Below are 16,490 nucleotides of genomic sequence, written 5' to 3' on the forward strand. Positions count from 1 at the left end.
GAAGAAGGCGAATGACATCCTAAGTCATCCGCCTTCTTATTATTGCTAGAAATTCTTGTTCATTTATGAAACCACCTTCTACTCATTCTCAGCTTGTTTCTCTTTCTCTAAATCAATCGATAATAAATATTGTATTAACGCGTCCTGTTCTTCTTTTGAGAAGCCATTTTTTTTATCTACCCAGTGCTTGTGCCCTTCACCAGTTGAATGAGCTTCCTGCAAGCGTTTTGATTTCTTATTAGCTTTAACAACTTTTTCACGTAAATCTCGATCCACAAGTGCTAATAAACTGTTATAAGCATCGGGCATAATTCCCTTTTCTAGGGTCCCCGTAAGACCTAATTGCGATGCTTTGTCTTTACCTACCGCGACCCCTCCATCATGTAAGTATGGTGGTGAAAACGTTAAACCAACTAACCCTTTGACCTTATATCCACCTTCATTCCCTTGAGCAAGCGTCAGTTTAACTTGATCCATATCTAGGTGACCTGTTGGGATTTTCACTCTTTCTGCATGTTCCGGTACTGGAATTGGTGTATCTAACGGATAAAACCACGATTCTTTTAATAACTTTATTGAATCTTCGAATGCTTTGGCACGTGAAGGTTCTGCTTTTACGATATCATTTGGAATGACCTTGTTGTTTGTTCGCGAAAAACCTGCATGACAACTTATACATCCCGCTCGATCAAATACCTCTCTACCAGTTGCTTCAGCTACGGTATACGTAGGTACATCAGATGGTGGTTTTAATGCATTTTGATATGCCGATAAAGCATTTAACTCCTCCAAAACTGTATGCCCTTCTGAACCTATGACCGTTCCATTTGGAGTGAAAAGGGAAATATTAGGATAGGTTGGTGGACGAATCATATCATTGAATCCATAAACGGTTTTGTTATGATCAACTCTTGCTAATCGTTCACTTGGCTTTTCTTCTACAGAGTTGGTATAACGATAGTTAGGATTCGGTGCATTTTGTAGAAGAGTACCAATATAACGTTCTTTCTCAATGTCAAATAATTCATCACTTTGGTCTGCTTGAGCCAATAAGTCAGAATTTTGAGCATGAACATTATTATTTAATGCCGTTAACCCTTTAAACGGTCCAATAGAAGCAAATCCATTCCAACCGTACGGATGATCCCCTAACGTGAACGAATCCGGTATTTGCGTTGGATTATTTTCTAAGTCCATCGTTGAATCAAAATTTCCCCGCGGCCAAGCTAACAACGCACGATCCACTGCATCTTCTAATTTTTCAGCATCTGGCAAAGCAACAAAGCTTTCCTGCCCTAGTTCCTTCTCTTTCATCCAATCTTGATGATTAATAAAAGACTCGATCTTCTCTGCATCCACATCTGTATTCGTAAAGTAGGCAGTTGAATTCGTTGCTAGGGCCATCATTAATCCTGCGTTGAAATCGGCATTTGGTGCCCCTTCGATAACTTTTCCCGTTTCACGATCAACCGTAGCATGACAGGCTGCACAGGAAATCCCGGCTTTTAAACGACCATCACTAAATTTCATAGGCATTCCAAGTGGAGCGAACGCTCCTTTAGGCACATCTAACCCTGTTTCAATCGTCTGACCTTTTTTAAATGATTTTCCGCCAATTACAGCATCTTCAGCTAGTTCCACTTTTAAGTTGGTCGTTCCTTCTCCTCTAGCTTTCAGAACTGCTTTTCCAATATTTATCACGGATAACGGCCCTTCTAAGATTCCAAGTACGTCCGTTATAAATTCTTCATTATTAAATGTTTCTTCGTAAAATAAATTACGACCTTCTTGCACAAACTCTTCATCTACTTTCACAGCACCATTATGTAGCGAAAGCATATCTCTACCTTCTTCAGAATTTATTAATTCTTTCGCTTCAATTGCGGACACAGACACTCCCCAAATATCAAAACCATATACATCATTCATTTCATGTTCAATGGGGTGATTCAAAGAAATGTCGCTAGATGGATTTACTGCATAGCTTGGTTCAAAATAATTTAGTCCCATATATACAGCAATAACAACTGCAGCAATAGTTAAGCCTATGAAAAAACGGCGTCTCATGTATACCCTCCTTATTTAGAATTCACTCTTCTTACTATGAGGCACCAAGTCATTTCCTATTCAATCAATTAGTCAAAGAACCAAAACCCACGACATGTTAAACCTCAAAAAGAGAACAGCATGTCGCCATTCTCTCTCAATAGATTTATTCAAATAGCCTTCTCCACGTTTGCGGTCCAACAATTCCATCTACTGTTATCGCTTCTCTTCTTTGAAAACTCCGAACCGCCTCTGCCGTCATTGGCCCATATATGCCATCAGTAGTGACACCGAGTGCATCCTGTACTTGTTTGACATCGGAACCTCGTAAATTAGGAGTTTGAACAGATAAAAGACGTTGATAGCTTACTCTGTTTCTACTGGACTGCTCAACGCGATCTAAGGCACGCCACGTTTGAGGACCTACTATCCCATCCACTGTAATCCTTTCATTACTTTGAAATTGCCTAACCCTTTCTTGTGTTTCTGGTCCGAAAATTCCATCTACAGTAGCACCAACTTTTCGTTGAACCTCTTGGACATCCGTCCCTCGCATCCTCGGTTGAATCAATCGAAGCATTCTCCTAGTCTCACTATAGTACATTTCTTCGCGTTCATCAGGTTCATCGGTAGGAGAGGCATGATCCGGTTGTTCAATAGTAGGTTCAAAATCGCGAAGGGCCTCCCTCGTTTGCGGTCCCACAATCCCATCCACTGATATTGAAGCTGATCTTTGGAACCTCATGACTGCGTCACGTGTTTGGCGACCAAAAATCCCATCAATTGGCCCTGGATGAAACCCAAGTTCATCTAACCTTTCTTGTAGCGCTCGTATATCATCTCCTTGATCACCTCTAGAAAGAATGCTCCTTTGTCTAACCCCAGCAACATACGTAGGAGATTGTGTTGGACGATTCGACATAGCCCCTCCTTCTTCACGAAGCCAATTCCTAAAGCTTTGCATACTGATCGATGGACAAGGTTTCCATGAATAGCCGGGAAATTCTATATGTCCCCAAACATTATCAACGGGAATATTTAATTCGTCCATTAAATACCTTGTTAAATCAAGAGTTGCACGCCTTTGGGCATCTGGTAAAGACTGAGTTCTAAAATCTCCGACCATACAGATTCCTACTGCATGGCTATTGCTGTTACCGACGTGATAACTGACAACTTCTAAATCATGACAACGACTAATTGATCCATCTCTACTAACAACATAGTGATAACCTATTCCCGGCCAACCTAATTCATTAACATGATAGCGAGCAAACGCTTCTGCACTTCCAGAAGTTGTCGCACTGTGGTGGATAGCAATGTTTCGAATGGCACTTCTTGCTCTTTTTCGATACGTTCTTGAACGACTAGACGCAAGAGAACTTCGCTTATCAATTATGTTCATAAAATCACCTCGTTGTATATATATGAAGAAATGATCAAAAGTGATGTAACTAAATAGAATAGTTACCACAAAAAAGGTGTTCTACCTGAGCATAGCCCCTAGAACACCTCTAACATCATTATTATTCTTTTATTCCAAGTACTCGATTCACTCGTTTTGTCAGCATTTTCATACCGCCGCCGCCTGCTTGGAAGTGGCGAAGTTGGCCTTCCTCATCAAATACGTAATACGCAGGCACATATTCATTTTCAAACGCATCGGTAAGTTTGTGCTGATTATCAACAAAAATCGGTTGAGTAATCCCATGTTCTTCGGCCACTTTTTTAATTTCATCTAGATCTAAGTCTTTCTCAGATCGAGGCATATGAACAGCAATTACATTTAATTTATCTTTGTACAAATCACGAAACTCATTTACATTTGGCATCGCTTCTTTACACAAACCACAACTAATAGACCAAAAATGAAAAAGGGTTGGCTTATCACCTACCAATTCACCTTTTGTTACTTCACCATTTAACCAAGTTGAAGCTCCTTCTAACTCCGGCATTTGAGACCTTAATTTTAACGCCATAATCATACCTCCTTTTTTTTAAAGCATCTAGGATAAAAAAAGGCCTAACATCACTGCTAGACCCTTTATCTTTCCTTTTTTCTTACACGTTAAGTGTTTCTTGACCTGGCTTCCAGTTCGCAGGGCAAAGACCGCCAGTTTGTAAAGCTTGAAGTACACGAAGAGTTTCGTCTACATCACGGCCAATGTTGTTATGGTTAACAACTGAGTACATTAACTCACCTTCTGGACTGATAATGAAAAGTCCACGAAGAGCAACACCTTCTTCTTCAATTAAGACTCCATACTCACGAGAAACAACGTGGTTTGTATCAGCAGCAAGTGGGTACTTCAATTCACCAAGACCATTTTCATCACGAGATGTGTTAATCCATGCTTTATGAGTATGAACTGTGTCAGTAGATACTCCAATTACTTCTGCGTCTAAGTCTTCGAACTCATCGTAACGATCACTTAATGAAGTAATTTCAGTTGGACAAACGAAAGTGAAGTCCATTGGATAGAAATAAAGAACTGTCCACTTGTCATTTTTCATGTTTTCTTCTAGGCTAACCTTTGCAAATTCTTTGTTTGGCATAACTGCGTCCATTTCAAAACGCGGCGCTTGCTTTGCTACCATACGCTTGTCTGTCATATGTAAAACCTCCAATTTATAAAAAAATTTCTATACAGCCGTCATTATAAAAGAAGATTTATTACGAGTCAATATTAATTAATAATAAATATAAATTAATATGTTATCTTCTCTTACATCAGCACCAATTGTAGTATACCCATGGTTCGCGCTAATAAACGACCTTTCCAAATTAAATTATACCAGCCCTTTCCACGTAATGCGACAAATATGCTTATCATTCTCACTAAATTACGATTTCATTACTGAGAGAATTACTTTTTTATGCTAGGATTAGTATTCACCTATCAAAAAATGGTTTGAATGTGTAACCAAACGGGAATAGCTTTGATAGAGTTTTTTTATATTTAGGAGTGATTTTAGATGGAACAATGGCTTAACCAATTTACAGAAGGAACCATTCTTGTAGGATTGGTGAAACTCGTCGGTCAAATCGTCTTAGCTATCTTAGCATTTTTGATCGCGCGTTCGATTGGGAAAAGAATTATTCAAGGTGGATTCTCAAAAATGGAATCCCAAAAAGGAATGTCGGCCCCGCGTGTAAAAACGCTTGAAAAACTTTCAGTGAACGCCTTCTCATACGTACTAATATTCGTATTTATCACGATCATTATCAGTATCTTTGGGCTTGATGCGACTGGGTTAATCGCAGGGGCTGGTGTCGTCGGTCTAGCTATCGGCTTCGGAGCTCAAGGTCTCGTGAGTGATGTTGTCACAGGTTTCTTTATCCTGCTTGAGAGACAAATTGACGTAGGAGATTATGTCACCGCTAGTGGAATTGATGGCATTGTTGAAGAGGTAGGTTTGCGAAATGTTCAGATTAGAGGGTTTGATGGCACGTTGCATTACATACCAAATAGAGGAATCACTAATGTTAGCAATCATTCAAGAGGAAACATGAGAGCACTCGTTGATATGAGCATTTCATATAATGATAATATTGATCATGCCATGGCTGTTTTACAAGCAGCTTGCGATAAATTGGCAACAGAAGATGAAACGATTAAAGAAGGACCAAATGTCGTTGGTGTCCAAGGTCTTGGAGATTCTGATGTTGTTATTAGGATTATTGCTAAAACAGAAAATATGGAGCAATGGGCTGTTGAAAGGAAATTAAGAAAAGCTTTAAAAGAGGCATTAGATGCGAACAACATAGAAATTCCATTTCCACATCAAGTATACATTGAAAAGAAAGAACAATAACAAAACAAATTATGTTAAAAGGAGGCTGATGTGTATCAGCCTCCTTTGTATTATTGTTGATGACCTATCTTTTGCTCAACTTGCTGACATACTTCTTGTGCTGACATTCCATGTGCATTGATAACAGAACCATTAATAGCTGCATCTTGCACACCCATTACGTTTTGATCTTGCCCTGTAATGACACAGCAGTCGCATCCATTCGCATCTTGTTCCTGCTTTAATTGAACGACATCATAACCCATGGATTGTAATTCTTGCTGTACATCTGTAAGCGATTGCTCGACACCAATTTTTGGCATGATTCTTACCTCCACAATATAAAAATTTAATTCCATTTCAATAATTAAACTCCCCAAAAATATGGTAACTATGCATGAAATAGCAAAAATAACGTACAAAAAAGCGTCCGAAAAATGGGATAATCGGACACTTTCTCATCTTTATCTACTTAAATAGTCTATAATGGTTGGAACCGCAAAGGAAATGGCCTTCTCATTTGGTTCTAACCTCGCATCATGCAGCCCATATGCACTATCAACACCGAGCCAGAACATAAAGCCAGGAATTTCTTCTAAGAAGTAGCCAAAATCCTCCCCAGTCATTGCCTCGTCACATATAACAAGATTGACCGATTCCTTACCTTTCAAATATTCAATAAAATCATTTGTAACACGTTCCTCGTTATACACTTGGCAATAATTAGCTCCATAATCTATCGAAATGGAGCAATCAAAGCCGATCTCCATCCCTTTTGTTAAATCTTCAATTCGTTTTTTTATTAACTTCATTGTCTCGATTGAACGTGTTCTAATTGTTCCTTCAATTACGGCCGTATCAGCAATAATATTTTGTTTTGTCCCACCCTTAATCACTCCAATCGTTACAACACCAGCATCTAACGGATTGACATTTCTAGATACAATCGTTTGTAACTGGGTTACAAGATGACTCGCTGCAACGACCATATCATTAGCAGTATGAGGATAGGCTGCATGCCCACCTTTTCCCTTTAACGTTATAAATAACTCAGAAGTATTTGCAAATAACAAGCCTGTCTTAATGGCAATCGTACCTACTGGATATTCAGGGGCAATATGAAGCGCCATAATTTGATCAGGTTTCCATTCCATTAACTGAGGTGATTCGAGCATAGGCTTAGCACCACCTGGCCCCTCTTCAGCAGGTTGAAAGATAAACACCTGATTATATTTAGGTTGTTGATGAGCAAAATACGATAACACGCCCAAGGCAATCGTCATATGTAGATCGTGACCGCATGCGTGCATTGCCCCTTCATGTGTCGAACGAAATTCCGTATAGGACGTTTGTTCATCAATTGGCAAGCCATCAATGTCGGCACGATAACCAATTGTTTTTGAACTGTCTAATCCTTTCACATGAACTAGTATCCCTGTTTTCCATTTTTTTATTGTTAAGAGCTCTTGCGGTAGTTTCCCAATCTGTTCTAGTAGATACTGTTGTGTTTTTACTTCCGCATAACCGAATTCCGGAATTCGGTGTAAATCACGACGTATTTGTGTTAATTGCTCAACTGATAACATTAGATTTCACCACTTTTTGTAGCTTTTCTTCAAATGCCTTAATAAATAAAGTAACCTCTCGACTAGTTAATGTTAGCGGTGGCAACAAGCGTATAATTGTTTGTTGAGTCACATCAACCATAAGCCCCTCTTCAAGTAACTGACGTTGAATCTCTTTCACTTGGGCGGCTTCAACGTTCATCACAATGCCAAGCATCATACCTTTGCCGCGTACATCTGTGATGATACTTGGAAACTGCTCTTTTAATTTTATGACAGATTGATATAGCTCAGAAGCCACTTTATTGCCTTCTTCAAGCTGTCCTTTTTCAATTAAAACATCAATAACCGCATTTCCTAATGCAGCGCTTAATGGTGATGGTCCAAAGGTTGTACCATGGTCTCCAGGTTTAAACAAATGTGCATAGCGTTCTGCAACAATAATCCCGCCAAGTGGAAGACCTCCACCAATCCCTTTTGCAAAAAGAATAACATCAGGTTCAATCTCTGCGTGTTGATAAGCAAAAAATGTTCCTGTTCGTCCTACACCTGTTTGAATTTCATCCATACAACACAGGACACCAAATTCATCACAAAGTCTAGATATTTCTTGTAAATATTCTTTTTCAAGTGTCACAATACCACCAGATCCTAAGATTGGCTCAACAATGATTGCAGCTGGTTTATCCTTTTCAAAAATGTCTCTTAACGCTTTTACATTATGAGGTTCTACCTCATACACAGGTGTATCAGTGACAGGGAAATCTTGATAGACCCCTGCTTGTCTTGTTAGCTTTAATGCCCCTAAAGTTCTACCATGAAAACTCTTTTCCAGCACAACAACACCGTTACGATCTTCTGTTTGTTCTTTTGACCATTTGTGAACAAACTTCAATGCAGCCTCTGTAGCTTCTGCCCCTGAGTTCGCAAAGAAAACCTTACCCTTAATTGAGCGTGCAATCAATTTTTCTGCTAATGTAATCGCTGGTTTGTTATAAAAATAATTTGATATATGAAGAAATTTTGCCGCTTGACCCGTAAGTGCTTTCGTAATCTCAGGATGAGAGTGGCCTAAAATATTAACAGCTAAGCCTGTAAATAAATCTAAATATTTCTTGCCTTCTTCATCAAATAAATAGTTTCCTTCTCCACGATCAATCACAATCGGTAAGCGTCCATATGTAGACATGATGACTTGGTTGTCACGTTCCATCCAATTTGACACAAAATGATCCCCTTTCATTCCAAGTACGGAAAGAGCTTTGCCGAAAGGAGGATCCCTTACAACAAAGCTGCTTGTCCACTTACTTATCTATCTTCATTTAAACGACGAAGTTCTTGTTTAATCTCTGTTTTGCCTTTTGTTTTTTCATCAATTTCTTTAATCACACGTGCTGGTGTACCAGCGACTACTGTATTTGGAGGAACATCTTCAGTTACGATCGCTCCTGCAGCTACAACAGCCCCCTTACCTACAGTTACTCCTTCTAAGATAACGCAGTTTGCACCAACTACTACATCGTCTTCAACAACTACTGGCTTCGCAGAAGGTGGCTCGATCACTCCAGCTAATACTGAACCTGCGCCAATGTGACAGTTCTTTCCTACTGTTGCACGTCCTCCTAATACTGCATTCATATCAATCATCGTGCCTTCGCCGATAACAGAACCGATATTAATACTAGCCCCCATCATGATAACCGCATTGTTTCCGATTTCAACTTGATCTCGGATAACAGCACCAGGCTCAATGCGCGCTTGAATTCCTTTCATGTCAAGAAGCGGAATAGCAGAGTTACGACGATCATTCTCTACAACATAGTCTTCAATTTTCGCTTCATTTTCCTTTAATACAGGTTCAATATCACTCCACTCACCAAAAAGTACGCCTGCAGAACCTGTAATAAATGCTTTTGTATCGGCTCCAAAGTTTAAGCCCTCTAAATCACCTTTAATATGTACTTTTACTGGGGTTTTCTTTTCACTATTAGAGATAAATTGAATAATCTCATTTGCATCCATCATTTTCATGTTTAAGTCCTCCTACCTTTCTAAAACAATCTCTTCATTATGATAAAGATTTCGCCGAAAAAAAGCAATGGAAAAAGACTGTTTTTCGACAGGTAGCTGAAAAAGGTACGATTTTCATCTTTTTCAGCTGCCTTTAAGCAATGAGCGGAACCGTTGCTTTGTCTTAAGCCTGCTGTGATTGGGGTTCTCATAGCAGGCGCGCAACATGTGGAGCCATTGCCGCTTCCTCGAATTTACTAAAAGGATTTTTGCATAGGCCTCTCAGTGACTTTTAGCCTTTCATCCTAAAATAATTAACAACACAGTGATTGTTATGACACTTAGAATAGTTGAAACTAACGTCACACTAGAAACAAGTCTAGGATGTGAATCAAATTGTACAGCATACATGACGATTGTTGCCGCTGAAGGCATGGCTGAAGAAACAATTAACACTTTAGCCATAGTAGGATCCATGGGTAACACTAATGTTATACCAAATCCAATAGCCGGAGAAATGAGCAACCTCATAATGGTTGAATAAGTTACTTTCCCCCATTCAAATCCCCCCCATTGTATTCTCGCTAATTGCATCCCCAAAATAATCATCACTGTTGGGATCGCCGCTTCTGCTATGATATCAACTGTAACTAGAACATTATCTGGCAAAGACACATTAAAGACCTTCAAGAAAAGGCCAATGACTACCGCATACGTTGCCGGCATCTTAAAAACTTCTTTAAGCGCAACCCCAAATCCAGCCTTTCCTCTAGCGGCATAATAGACACCGAAACAATTCATAATAATCGATTGCAATACAAGAAACATAACTGCATAAGCGAAAGCCTCTTCACCATAAGCAAATAAAATAATGGGGGCACCATAATTCCCTGCATTCATAAAAGCCGTTGAAAGAATTAAGCCACTTTCTGTGGACTGATTATATTTCATGATCTTAGCGTAAATTTTGTTTACCACAATTAGACTAAATAATAGAATAATAGAAAAAATAACCATATAAAAAGACTGTACATTTAAGTCAGCACTATAAAATGTTCGGAACACTAAACAAGGTGTCATAATAAAAATGGCAACCGTCGATACTGGTTTTATGTCTATTCTCTTCCACTTTTGAACGGCAAATCCAATAATAAAAACAAAAAAAACAGGTACGACCACTTGAATAAATATATCCATTTTGAATCCTCCAACCTGAACTTCCTAAATTATGTATATCGACCATTATACTCTTCATTTTGAACGAATTGAATAGATCAGTCTCGATATTTCCCCGGCAAGAAATAAAAAAATGGTACATGGAATGAGTTGTATCGACAACTCATTCCATGTACCATATCAATATAATAAATTAATTTGTGTAGTATAACAGTAACTCCAAAAAAATATAAACACGATCAGTTACTCATTCATTTCTGAAATTGCGCTTCCTCTGTTGAACCTTTTAAAGCAGTCGTTGAAGATGTCCCCCCTGAAACAACCTGAGAGATTTCATCAAAGTACCCTGTTCCTACCTCACGCTGGTGTCGTGTTGCAGTATACCCTTTTTGTTCGCTTGCAAATTCGGCTTGTTGCAATTCAGAGTATGCACCCATACCGCGCTTCTTGTATCCATGAGCGAGCTCAAACATACTATGATTGAGTGCATGGAATCCTGCAAGTGTTACAAATTGGAACTTATAGCCCATTTTCCCTAATTCAACTTGATATGTTTCAATCGTTTCTTTATCAAGGTTTGCTTCCCAATTAAATGATGGTGAACAATTATAGGCAAGCATTTTCCCTGGATATTTTGCATGTATAGCGTCTGCAAATTGCCTTGCTTCTTCTAATGATGGCTTAGACGTTTCGCACCAAATCAAATCAGCATAAGGAGCATAAGACAGACCCCTTGCAATCGCTTGATTAATTCCTGCTTTTGTTCGGTAAAACCCTTCTGGTGTACGCTCTCCTGTAATAAATCGATGATCACTAGGGTCAATATCACTTGTAATTAAGTCAGCAGCATCCGCGTCTGTTCGCGCCACAATGATTGTCGGAACTCCACTTACATCAGCAGCAAGTCGTGCAGCTGTTAAATTTCGAATAGCTGTTTGTGTTGGAATAAGAACTTTCCCCCCAAGATGACCGCATTTTTTCTCAGATGCGAGTTGATCTTCAAAATGCACTCCTGCAGCGCCTGCTTCAATCATTCCTTTCATTAATTCAAATACGTTCAGTTGACCACCAAATCCAGCTTCCGCATCGGCTACAATCGGCGCAAAATAATCAATATCCCCTGTGCCCTCCATGTGTTGAATCTGATCAGCACGCTGCAATGCTTGATTGATCCGCTTTACTACACTTGGAACACTATTGGCGGGGTATAGGCTTTGATCTGGATACATTTGACCAGCAAGATTTGCATCGGCAGCTACTTGCCACCCACTTAAATAAATAGCTTTCAAACCTGCCTTCACTTGTTGAACAGCTTGGTTTCCAGTTAGTGCACCTAGGGCGTTTACGTAATCATCTTTCTTTAATAACTTCCATAGTTTCTCGGCACCCCTTCTAGCAAGTGTATGCTCAACTTGAACAGACCCCCTTAACCGAACAACATCTTCAGCTGAATAAGGTCTTTCAATCCCATTCCACCTTAAATCTTCTCCCCATTTTCTCTCCAACTGTCTTACTTCCATTTGTCTAGATTCCATTTGCATACTCATTTCCATCTCTCCCTATCTTTTTTATTAGTTTATTAGTTGATAACCAGGTAGCGTAAGAAACTCTTCAAATTCATCCTCTTCAATTAAAGTAGTAAATAAATGTGCAGCTTCAGTAAATCTTCCTTGTCCCCACCTCTGTTCACCTAGTTCACCACGTAAAATATCTAGCTCCTCCTCTTGAATGCGTTTAACTAGCTCTAAAGTGATATCGGTCCCATTATTTAATATCCCTTTTGGATGCCTTATCCATTGCCATACTTGCGCACGAGAAATTTCTGCTGTAGCTGCATCCTCCATTAAATTCCGAATCGGTGCAGCACCATTTCCATTTAACCATGATTCAATATATTGAATCCCTACACTAATGTTCATACGAAGTCCTTCTTCCGTAATCGAACCATCAGGCACTTCGATTAAGTCCTTTGCCGTAACTTCAACATCTTCTCTCTTTTTATCTATTTGGTTTGGTGTTGGCATATAGCAGTTAAATACTTCTTTTGCAACTGGAACAAGAGCTGGATGTGCTACCCAAGTACCATCATGTCCATCTCGGACCTCTCTTTCTTTGTCTAGACGTACTTTTTCAAACGCTTCTCTATTTTTCACTTCATTGTTTTTAACAGGAATTTGTGCAGCCATCCCTCCAATAGCAGGTGCTCCTCTTTTGTGACATGTTTTAATTGTTAAGAGCGAATAAGCTCTCATAAATGGAGACGTCATTGTGACTTGACTTCGATCTGGCAGTACAACATCAGGATGATTGCGGAAGCGCTTTAAATAACTAAATATATAATCCCAACGACCACAATTTAATCCGGCTGAATGATCCTTTAATTCAAATAAAATTTCGTCCATTTCAAAGGATGCTAAGATCGTTTCAATTAATACCGTCGCTTTAATCGTTCCTTTTGGAATGCCTAATTGCCTTTGCGCACTAATAAATACATCATTCCATAGCCTAGCTTCAAGGTGACTCTCCATCTTTGGTAAATAAAAGTATGGTCCCGTTCCTCTACTGATTAATTCCTTGGCATTGTGGAACATATATAAACCAAAATCAACAAGACTAGCAGAAACAGGCTGCCCATCTAATAAAAGATGTTTCTCAACTAAATGCCATCCTCGTGGCCTCACAACCAAAGTTGAAGTATTTTCATTGAGCTGATAAATTTTGCCTGTTTTCGTATTTTCATATTGAATCGTTCTTCTAATTGCATCACGGAGATTGATTTGACCTTGTATTGTATTATCCCATGTAGGAGCATTAGCGTCTTCAAAATCAGCCATAAAAACGTGTGCGCCTGAATTCAATGCATTAATAACCATTTTCCGTTCAACTGGCCCCGTAATTTCAACTCGACGATCTTGCAAATCATTCGGAAGTGGAGCAATCGTCCAATCACTTTCTCTAATGTGCTTTGTTGAATCCAAGAATGATGGCATGATCCCCTGGTCTAACTCTTCTTGTCGAACTTGCCTCCTTTGCAAAAGCTTCTCCCTTCGTCCATTAAATGTTCTGCATAGCCCTTCAACAAAAGCTAAAGCTTCAGGTGTTAAGATTTCTTTACTACATTGATTTACTAGCCCAACTACTCGCAGGCCTTGCTTCGTGTCCTGACTCACAACTTTCTCCTCCCTCATCTGTATTAATACAGTTATTAACTTATGTTGTTATAATATAACAGAAGAGGTGGTTCTGCAACCATTTTTTTCTTTTTTTCTGAATTTTCTTTGCTGAGGTCAGAAAAGCTTTCATTGAGAACCGTTAATAGAGAACAAAAAAAGGCATGAAAAGGTTGCGAGAGACATGTTAATAACAGCAAAGGTTCAATTAAAACAGGGGCAATACAAATAACATCAAAAAACGCTCAGAAATATCTGAGCGTTTTTGGTCTAACAACTTTAGGAATGAGCTACATTTTGTAGTTTTACCTGATCCTCATTCCGCTATTTTATTTATATGATTGTTCTCTTTATAGATTCGGATCCTCGTTCTGTTATGACCTTAAAGTTTATTGATTTTGAGTCTATAGCGAATCAGGATCCTATTTAATTCATATAAAATGCTGTAGATTAAATAATAGGATACAAATCATCTAATCCCCTTTTAGTTATCGTTTTCACTCGCTCTTTTTAACCATGCATAAGCTAAATGACTTTCCTCTGTTTTGGCTTCAAACATCAATTCATAATTATCTAGTTTATATACAAACGTCCAATATCCATCCATTTCATTTATTTCACTTTGATCTGGGGTACCTAGTTGTCTTTTCATCTCTTCATTAGTAAGCTGATGATCACCTATATTTATGGCAATAGCAACACCAATGTTTGTTTCTGGATCAAAAAAATACGTTGCCTGATCGTACTCCAAATAAACTCCACCTTCATAATATCCCTGCGCTATCGGCTCACCTAATTGTTTCCTGACCTCTTCTATACTTTGTTCAATATAAGCTTGCACAGGGGTGAAAATTCCAGTATACCCCTGCTCGATCCATGAAAACGATAGGAAAGAACCCGTTTGACTCATATCGACCTTTGTAATTTGCCCCTGCTTTTCAACAATTGGTTCTTCACCAGAGACTTGTCCACACCCTGTTAATAACAATAATAAAACGATAAATAAAAGATTTTTCATTTCGCTCACCTCTTAGTAATGCAAATAATAAAAGTGTTGACGAACATGAAACTAATTAACCTTATTAGTGTATGTAATTCATAAATAAGCATGCCAAAAAAGATGACCTAATCCTCCCTATCATTCATACTTACGGAGGAATAGGTCATCTAACGTTACATCATCCTTCTTTGCGCGTTCTTTTAAAGCCTTTCACTTCCGTCTTAAATACCTTGAGAATGCCAATACTCATAATTAGTAATACAATGGTCAAAGGAAAAGCACTTACAATAATTGCTGTTTGAAGTGCCTGTAAACCACCCGATGCCATAAGAACAATAGCTGATGCGGATAGAATTAAACCCCAAGATATTTTTATGAAATTAGAGGGATCCATATCTCCTTCAGTCGTCTGCATACCTAAAACAAATGTTGCAGAATCTGCAGAAGTAATGAAGAATGTTGTAATCAATAAGACAGTAACAACGGAAAGAAACCCACCTAAAGGGAGATGTTCATATACAAAAAACAGGCCTGTCTCTAAGCTTTGTCCAGCAACATCAATACCATGTAATAAGTCCAAGTTTATCCCGGTTCCACCAAACACACAAAACCAAAAGGCGCAAACAAGGGTAGGAACAACTAAAACGGCGATTGTAAACTCTCGAATGGTTCGCCCTCTTGAAACCCTTGCAATAAACATACCTACAAATGGCGACCAAGAAATCCACCACGCCCAGTAAAAGATGGTCCAACCTTGTGTCCAGGCAGCTCTTTGTTCATCAAATGGAAATATTCGTAAACCCATTTGTGGCAAGTTTTGAATATATTCCCCTAATGTATGTGTAAATAAATTCAACAAAAACAAGGTAGGTCCCAATATCACCATTGCAATCAATAAAAGTGTTGCTAAGATCATATTAGTATTACTTAAATACTTAATCCCACGCTTAATTCCTGTACTAGCAGAGAGAATAAACAATACTGTAATAATAGAAATAATGATAAGTTGAACCGTAAAATTAACAGGGACCCCAATCAAGTACCCTAGTCCAGCATTAATTTGTTGAGCACCTAACCCTAATGAAGCGCAAACTCCAAAGATCGTTGCAAATACAGCAATAATATCAACTGTATATCCAAGCGGGCCATTAACACGATCTCCAAAAATGGGATGCAAGGTTGCACTCATTAAACCAGGTGCACCCTTTCGAAACTTAAAATAAGCAAGCGCTAAGGCAACAACAGCATAAATCGCCCAAGCATGAAACCCCCAATGCAAATACGTATACCGAAGAGCAAGAAGAGCTGATGCTTCTGTACTTCCTTCGCCTGTTGGAGGAGCAGCATAATGGGAGACAGGCTCAGATACTCCATAAAATAAAAGTCCAATCCCCATACCGGCACTAAATAACATAGCAAACCAGGTTGCTCTATTGAAATCTGGTTTATCTGTATCTTTACCGAGTCTTATTTTCCCGTATTTACTAAAAATCAATATGAGCGAGAAAATTAAAAAGAACGTAGCAGCTAAGTTATAAAACCAACCAAAAGCACTTAAGAAAAAAGCTTGTGCAATACCCATCATTTCTCCAAGTTGCTCAGGAAACAATGCTCCCCAAATAACAAAAATAAGAGCCATCACAACCGAAATCTTATAAGTAACAGTTAAATTCTTCACGTTTTTTATCTCCTTCCTTTCCTACTCCCTACTCTCCTATTTAGCTTGCG

Annotated in this window: 14 protein-coding genes; 1 reads left to right on the forward strand and 13 read right to left on the reverse strand. The window is 38.8% G+C overall.

Annotation, left to right across the window (positions count from 1 at the left end; translation table 11 throughout):
* Positions 1-78 precede the first annotated feature (78 nt).
* The 4 genes from LQ50_RS06640 to LQ50_RS06655 form a co-directional block, all read right to left on the reverse strand.
* Complete coding sequence (locus LQ50_RS06640; RefSeq protein ID WP_034627377.1) at positions 79-2,067, reverse strand: electron transporter; 1,989 nt, start codon at positions 2,065-2,067, stop codon at positions 79-81.
* Between the two features lie 145 nt (positions 2,068-2,212).
* Positions 2,213-3,451 carry a peptidoglycan recognition protein family protein gene (locus LQ50_RS24250; protein ID WP_052144616.1) on the reverse strand — a complete coding sequence of 413 codons (1,239 nt, stop codon included), beginning with the start codon at positions 3,449-3,451 and terminating at the stop codon, positions 2,213-2,215.
* 121 nt (positions 3,452-3,572) lie between these two features.
* Entirely contained in the window at positions 3,573-4,025 is a 453-nt protein-coding gene (locus LQ50_RS06650; protein WP_034627379.1) for a redoxin domain-containing protein, read from the reverse strand.
* Positions 4,026-4,107: 82 nt separating this feature from the next.
* Positions 4,108-4,659 carry a peroxiredoxin gene (locus LQ50_RS06655; protein WP_034627382.1) on the reverse strand — a complete coding sequence of 184 codons (552 nt, stop codon included), beginning with the start codon at positions 4,657-4,659 and terminating at the stop codon, positions 4,108-4,110.
* Positions 4,660-5,022: 363 nt separating this feature from the next.
* On the opposite strand from LQ50_RS06655, the gene LQ50_RS06660 reads away from it, so the two are divergent.
* Positions 5,023-5,862 carry a mechanosensitive ion channel family protein gene (locus LQ50_RS06660; RefSeq protein WP_034627384.1) on the forward strand — a complete coding sequence of 280 codons (840 nt, stop codon included), beginning with the start codon at positions 5,023-5,025 and terminating at the stop codon, positions 5,860-5,862.
* A gap of 50 nt (positions 5,863-5,912) precedes the next feature.
* Here LQ50_RS06660 and LQ50_RS06665 read toward each other — a convergent pair whose 3' ends face one another.
* From LQ50_RS06665 to LQ50_RS06705, 9 genes are all read right to left on the reverse strand, one after another.
* Positions 5,913-6,164: a YkuS family protein gene (locus tag LQ50_RS06665; protein WP_034627386.1), complete on the reverse strand. Its 252-nt coding sequence runs from the start codon at positions 6,162-6,164 to the stop codon at positions 5,913-5,915.
* Between the two features lie 141 nt (positions 6,165-6,305).
* Positions 6,306-7,427 carry an N-acetyldiaminopimelate deacetylase gene (locus LQ50_RS06670; protein ID WP_034627388.1) on the reverse strand — a complete coding sequence of 374 codons (1,122 nt, stop codon included), beginning with the start codon at positions 7,425-7,427 and terminating at the stop codon, positions 6,306-6,308.
* Positions 7,414-8,631, reverse strand: coding sequence for an aspartate aminotransferase family protein (locus tag LQ50_RS06675; RefSeq protein ID WP_373279174.1), 1,218 nt, complete (start codon positions 8,629-8,631; stop codon positions 7,414-7,416). The genes LQ50_RS06670 and LQ50_RS06675 overlap by 14 nt, the downstream gene beginning before the upstream one ends.
* 83 nt (positions 8,632-8,714) lie before the next feature.
* Entirely contained in the window at positions 8,715-9,437 is a 723-nt protein-coding gene (dapD, locus tag LQ50_RS06680; protein WP_034627392.1) for a 2,3,4,5-tetrahydropyridine-2,6-dicarboxylate N-acetyltransferase, read from the reverse strand.
* 279 nt (positions 9,438-9,716) lie between these two features.
* Positions 9,717-10,613: an AEC family transporter gene (locus tag LQ50_RS06685; protein WP_034627394.1), complete on the reverse strand. Its 897-nt coding sequence runs from the start codon at positions 10,611-10,613 to the stop codon at positions 9,717-9,719.
* 230 nt (positions 10,614-10,843) lie between these two features.
* Positions 10,844-12,127: an isocitrate lyase gene (gene aceA, locus LQ50_RS06690; RefSeq protein WP_034627498.1), complete on the reverse strand. Its 1,284-nt coding sequence runs from the start codon at positions 12,125-12,127 to the stop codon at positions 10,844-10,846.
* A gap of 36 nt (positions 12,128-12,163) precedes the next feature.
* Positions 12,164-13,780 (reverse strand): malate synthase A, encoded by a 1,617-nt coding sequence (gene aceB / locus LQ50_RS06695; protein ID WP_084138639.1) that lies wholly within the window; start codon positions 13,778-13,780, stop codon positions 12,164-12,166.
* 466 nt (positions 13,781-14,246) lie between these two features.
* On the reverse strand, positions 14,247-14,780 hold the full coding sequence (locus LQ50_RS06700) for a DUF4309 domain-containing protein (RefSeq protein WP_034627400.1): 534 nt from the start codon (positions 14,778-14,780) through the stop codon (positions 14,247-14,249).
* 160 nt (positions 14,781-14,940) lie between these two features.
* Complete coding sequence (locus LQ50_RS06705) at positions 14,941-16,440, reverse strand: glycine betaine uptake BCCT transporter (protein WP_034627402.1); 1,500 nt, start codon at positions 16,438-16,440, stop codon at positions 14,941-14,943.
* Positions 16,441-16,490: the final 50 nt, after the last annotated feature.

It is taken from the genome of Halalkalibacter okhensis (genome assembly GCF_000787375.1).
GTDB lineage: Bacteria > Bacillota > Bacilli > Bacillales > Bacillaceae_D > Halalkalibacter > Halalkalibacter okhensis.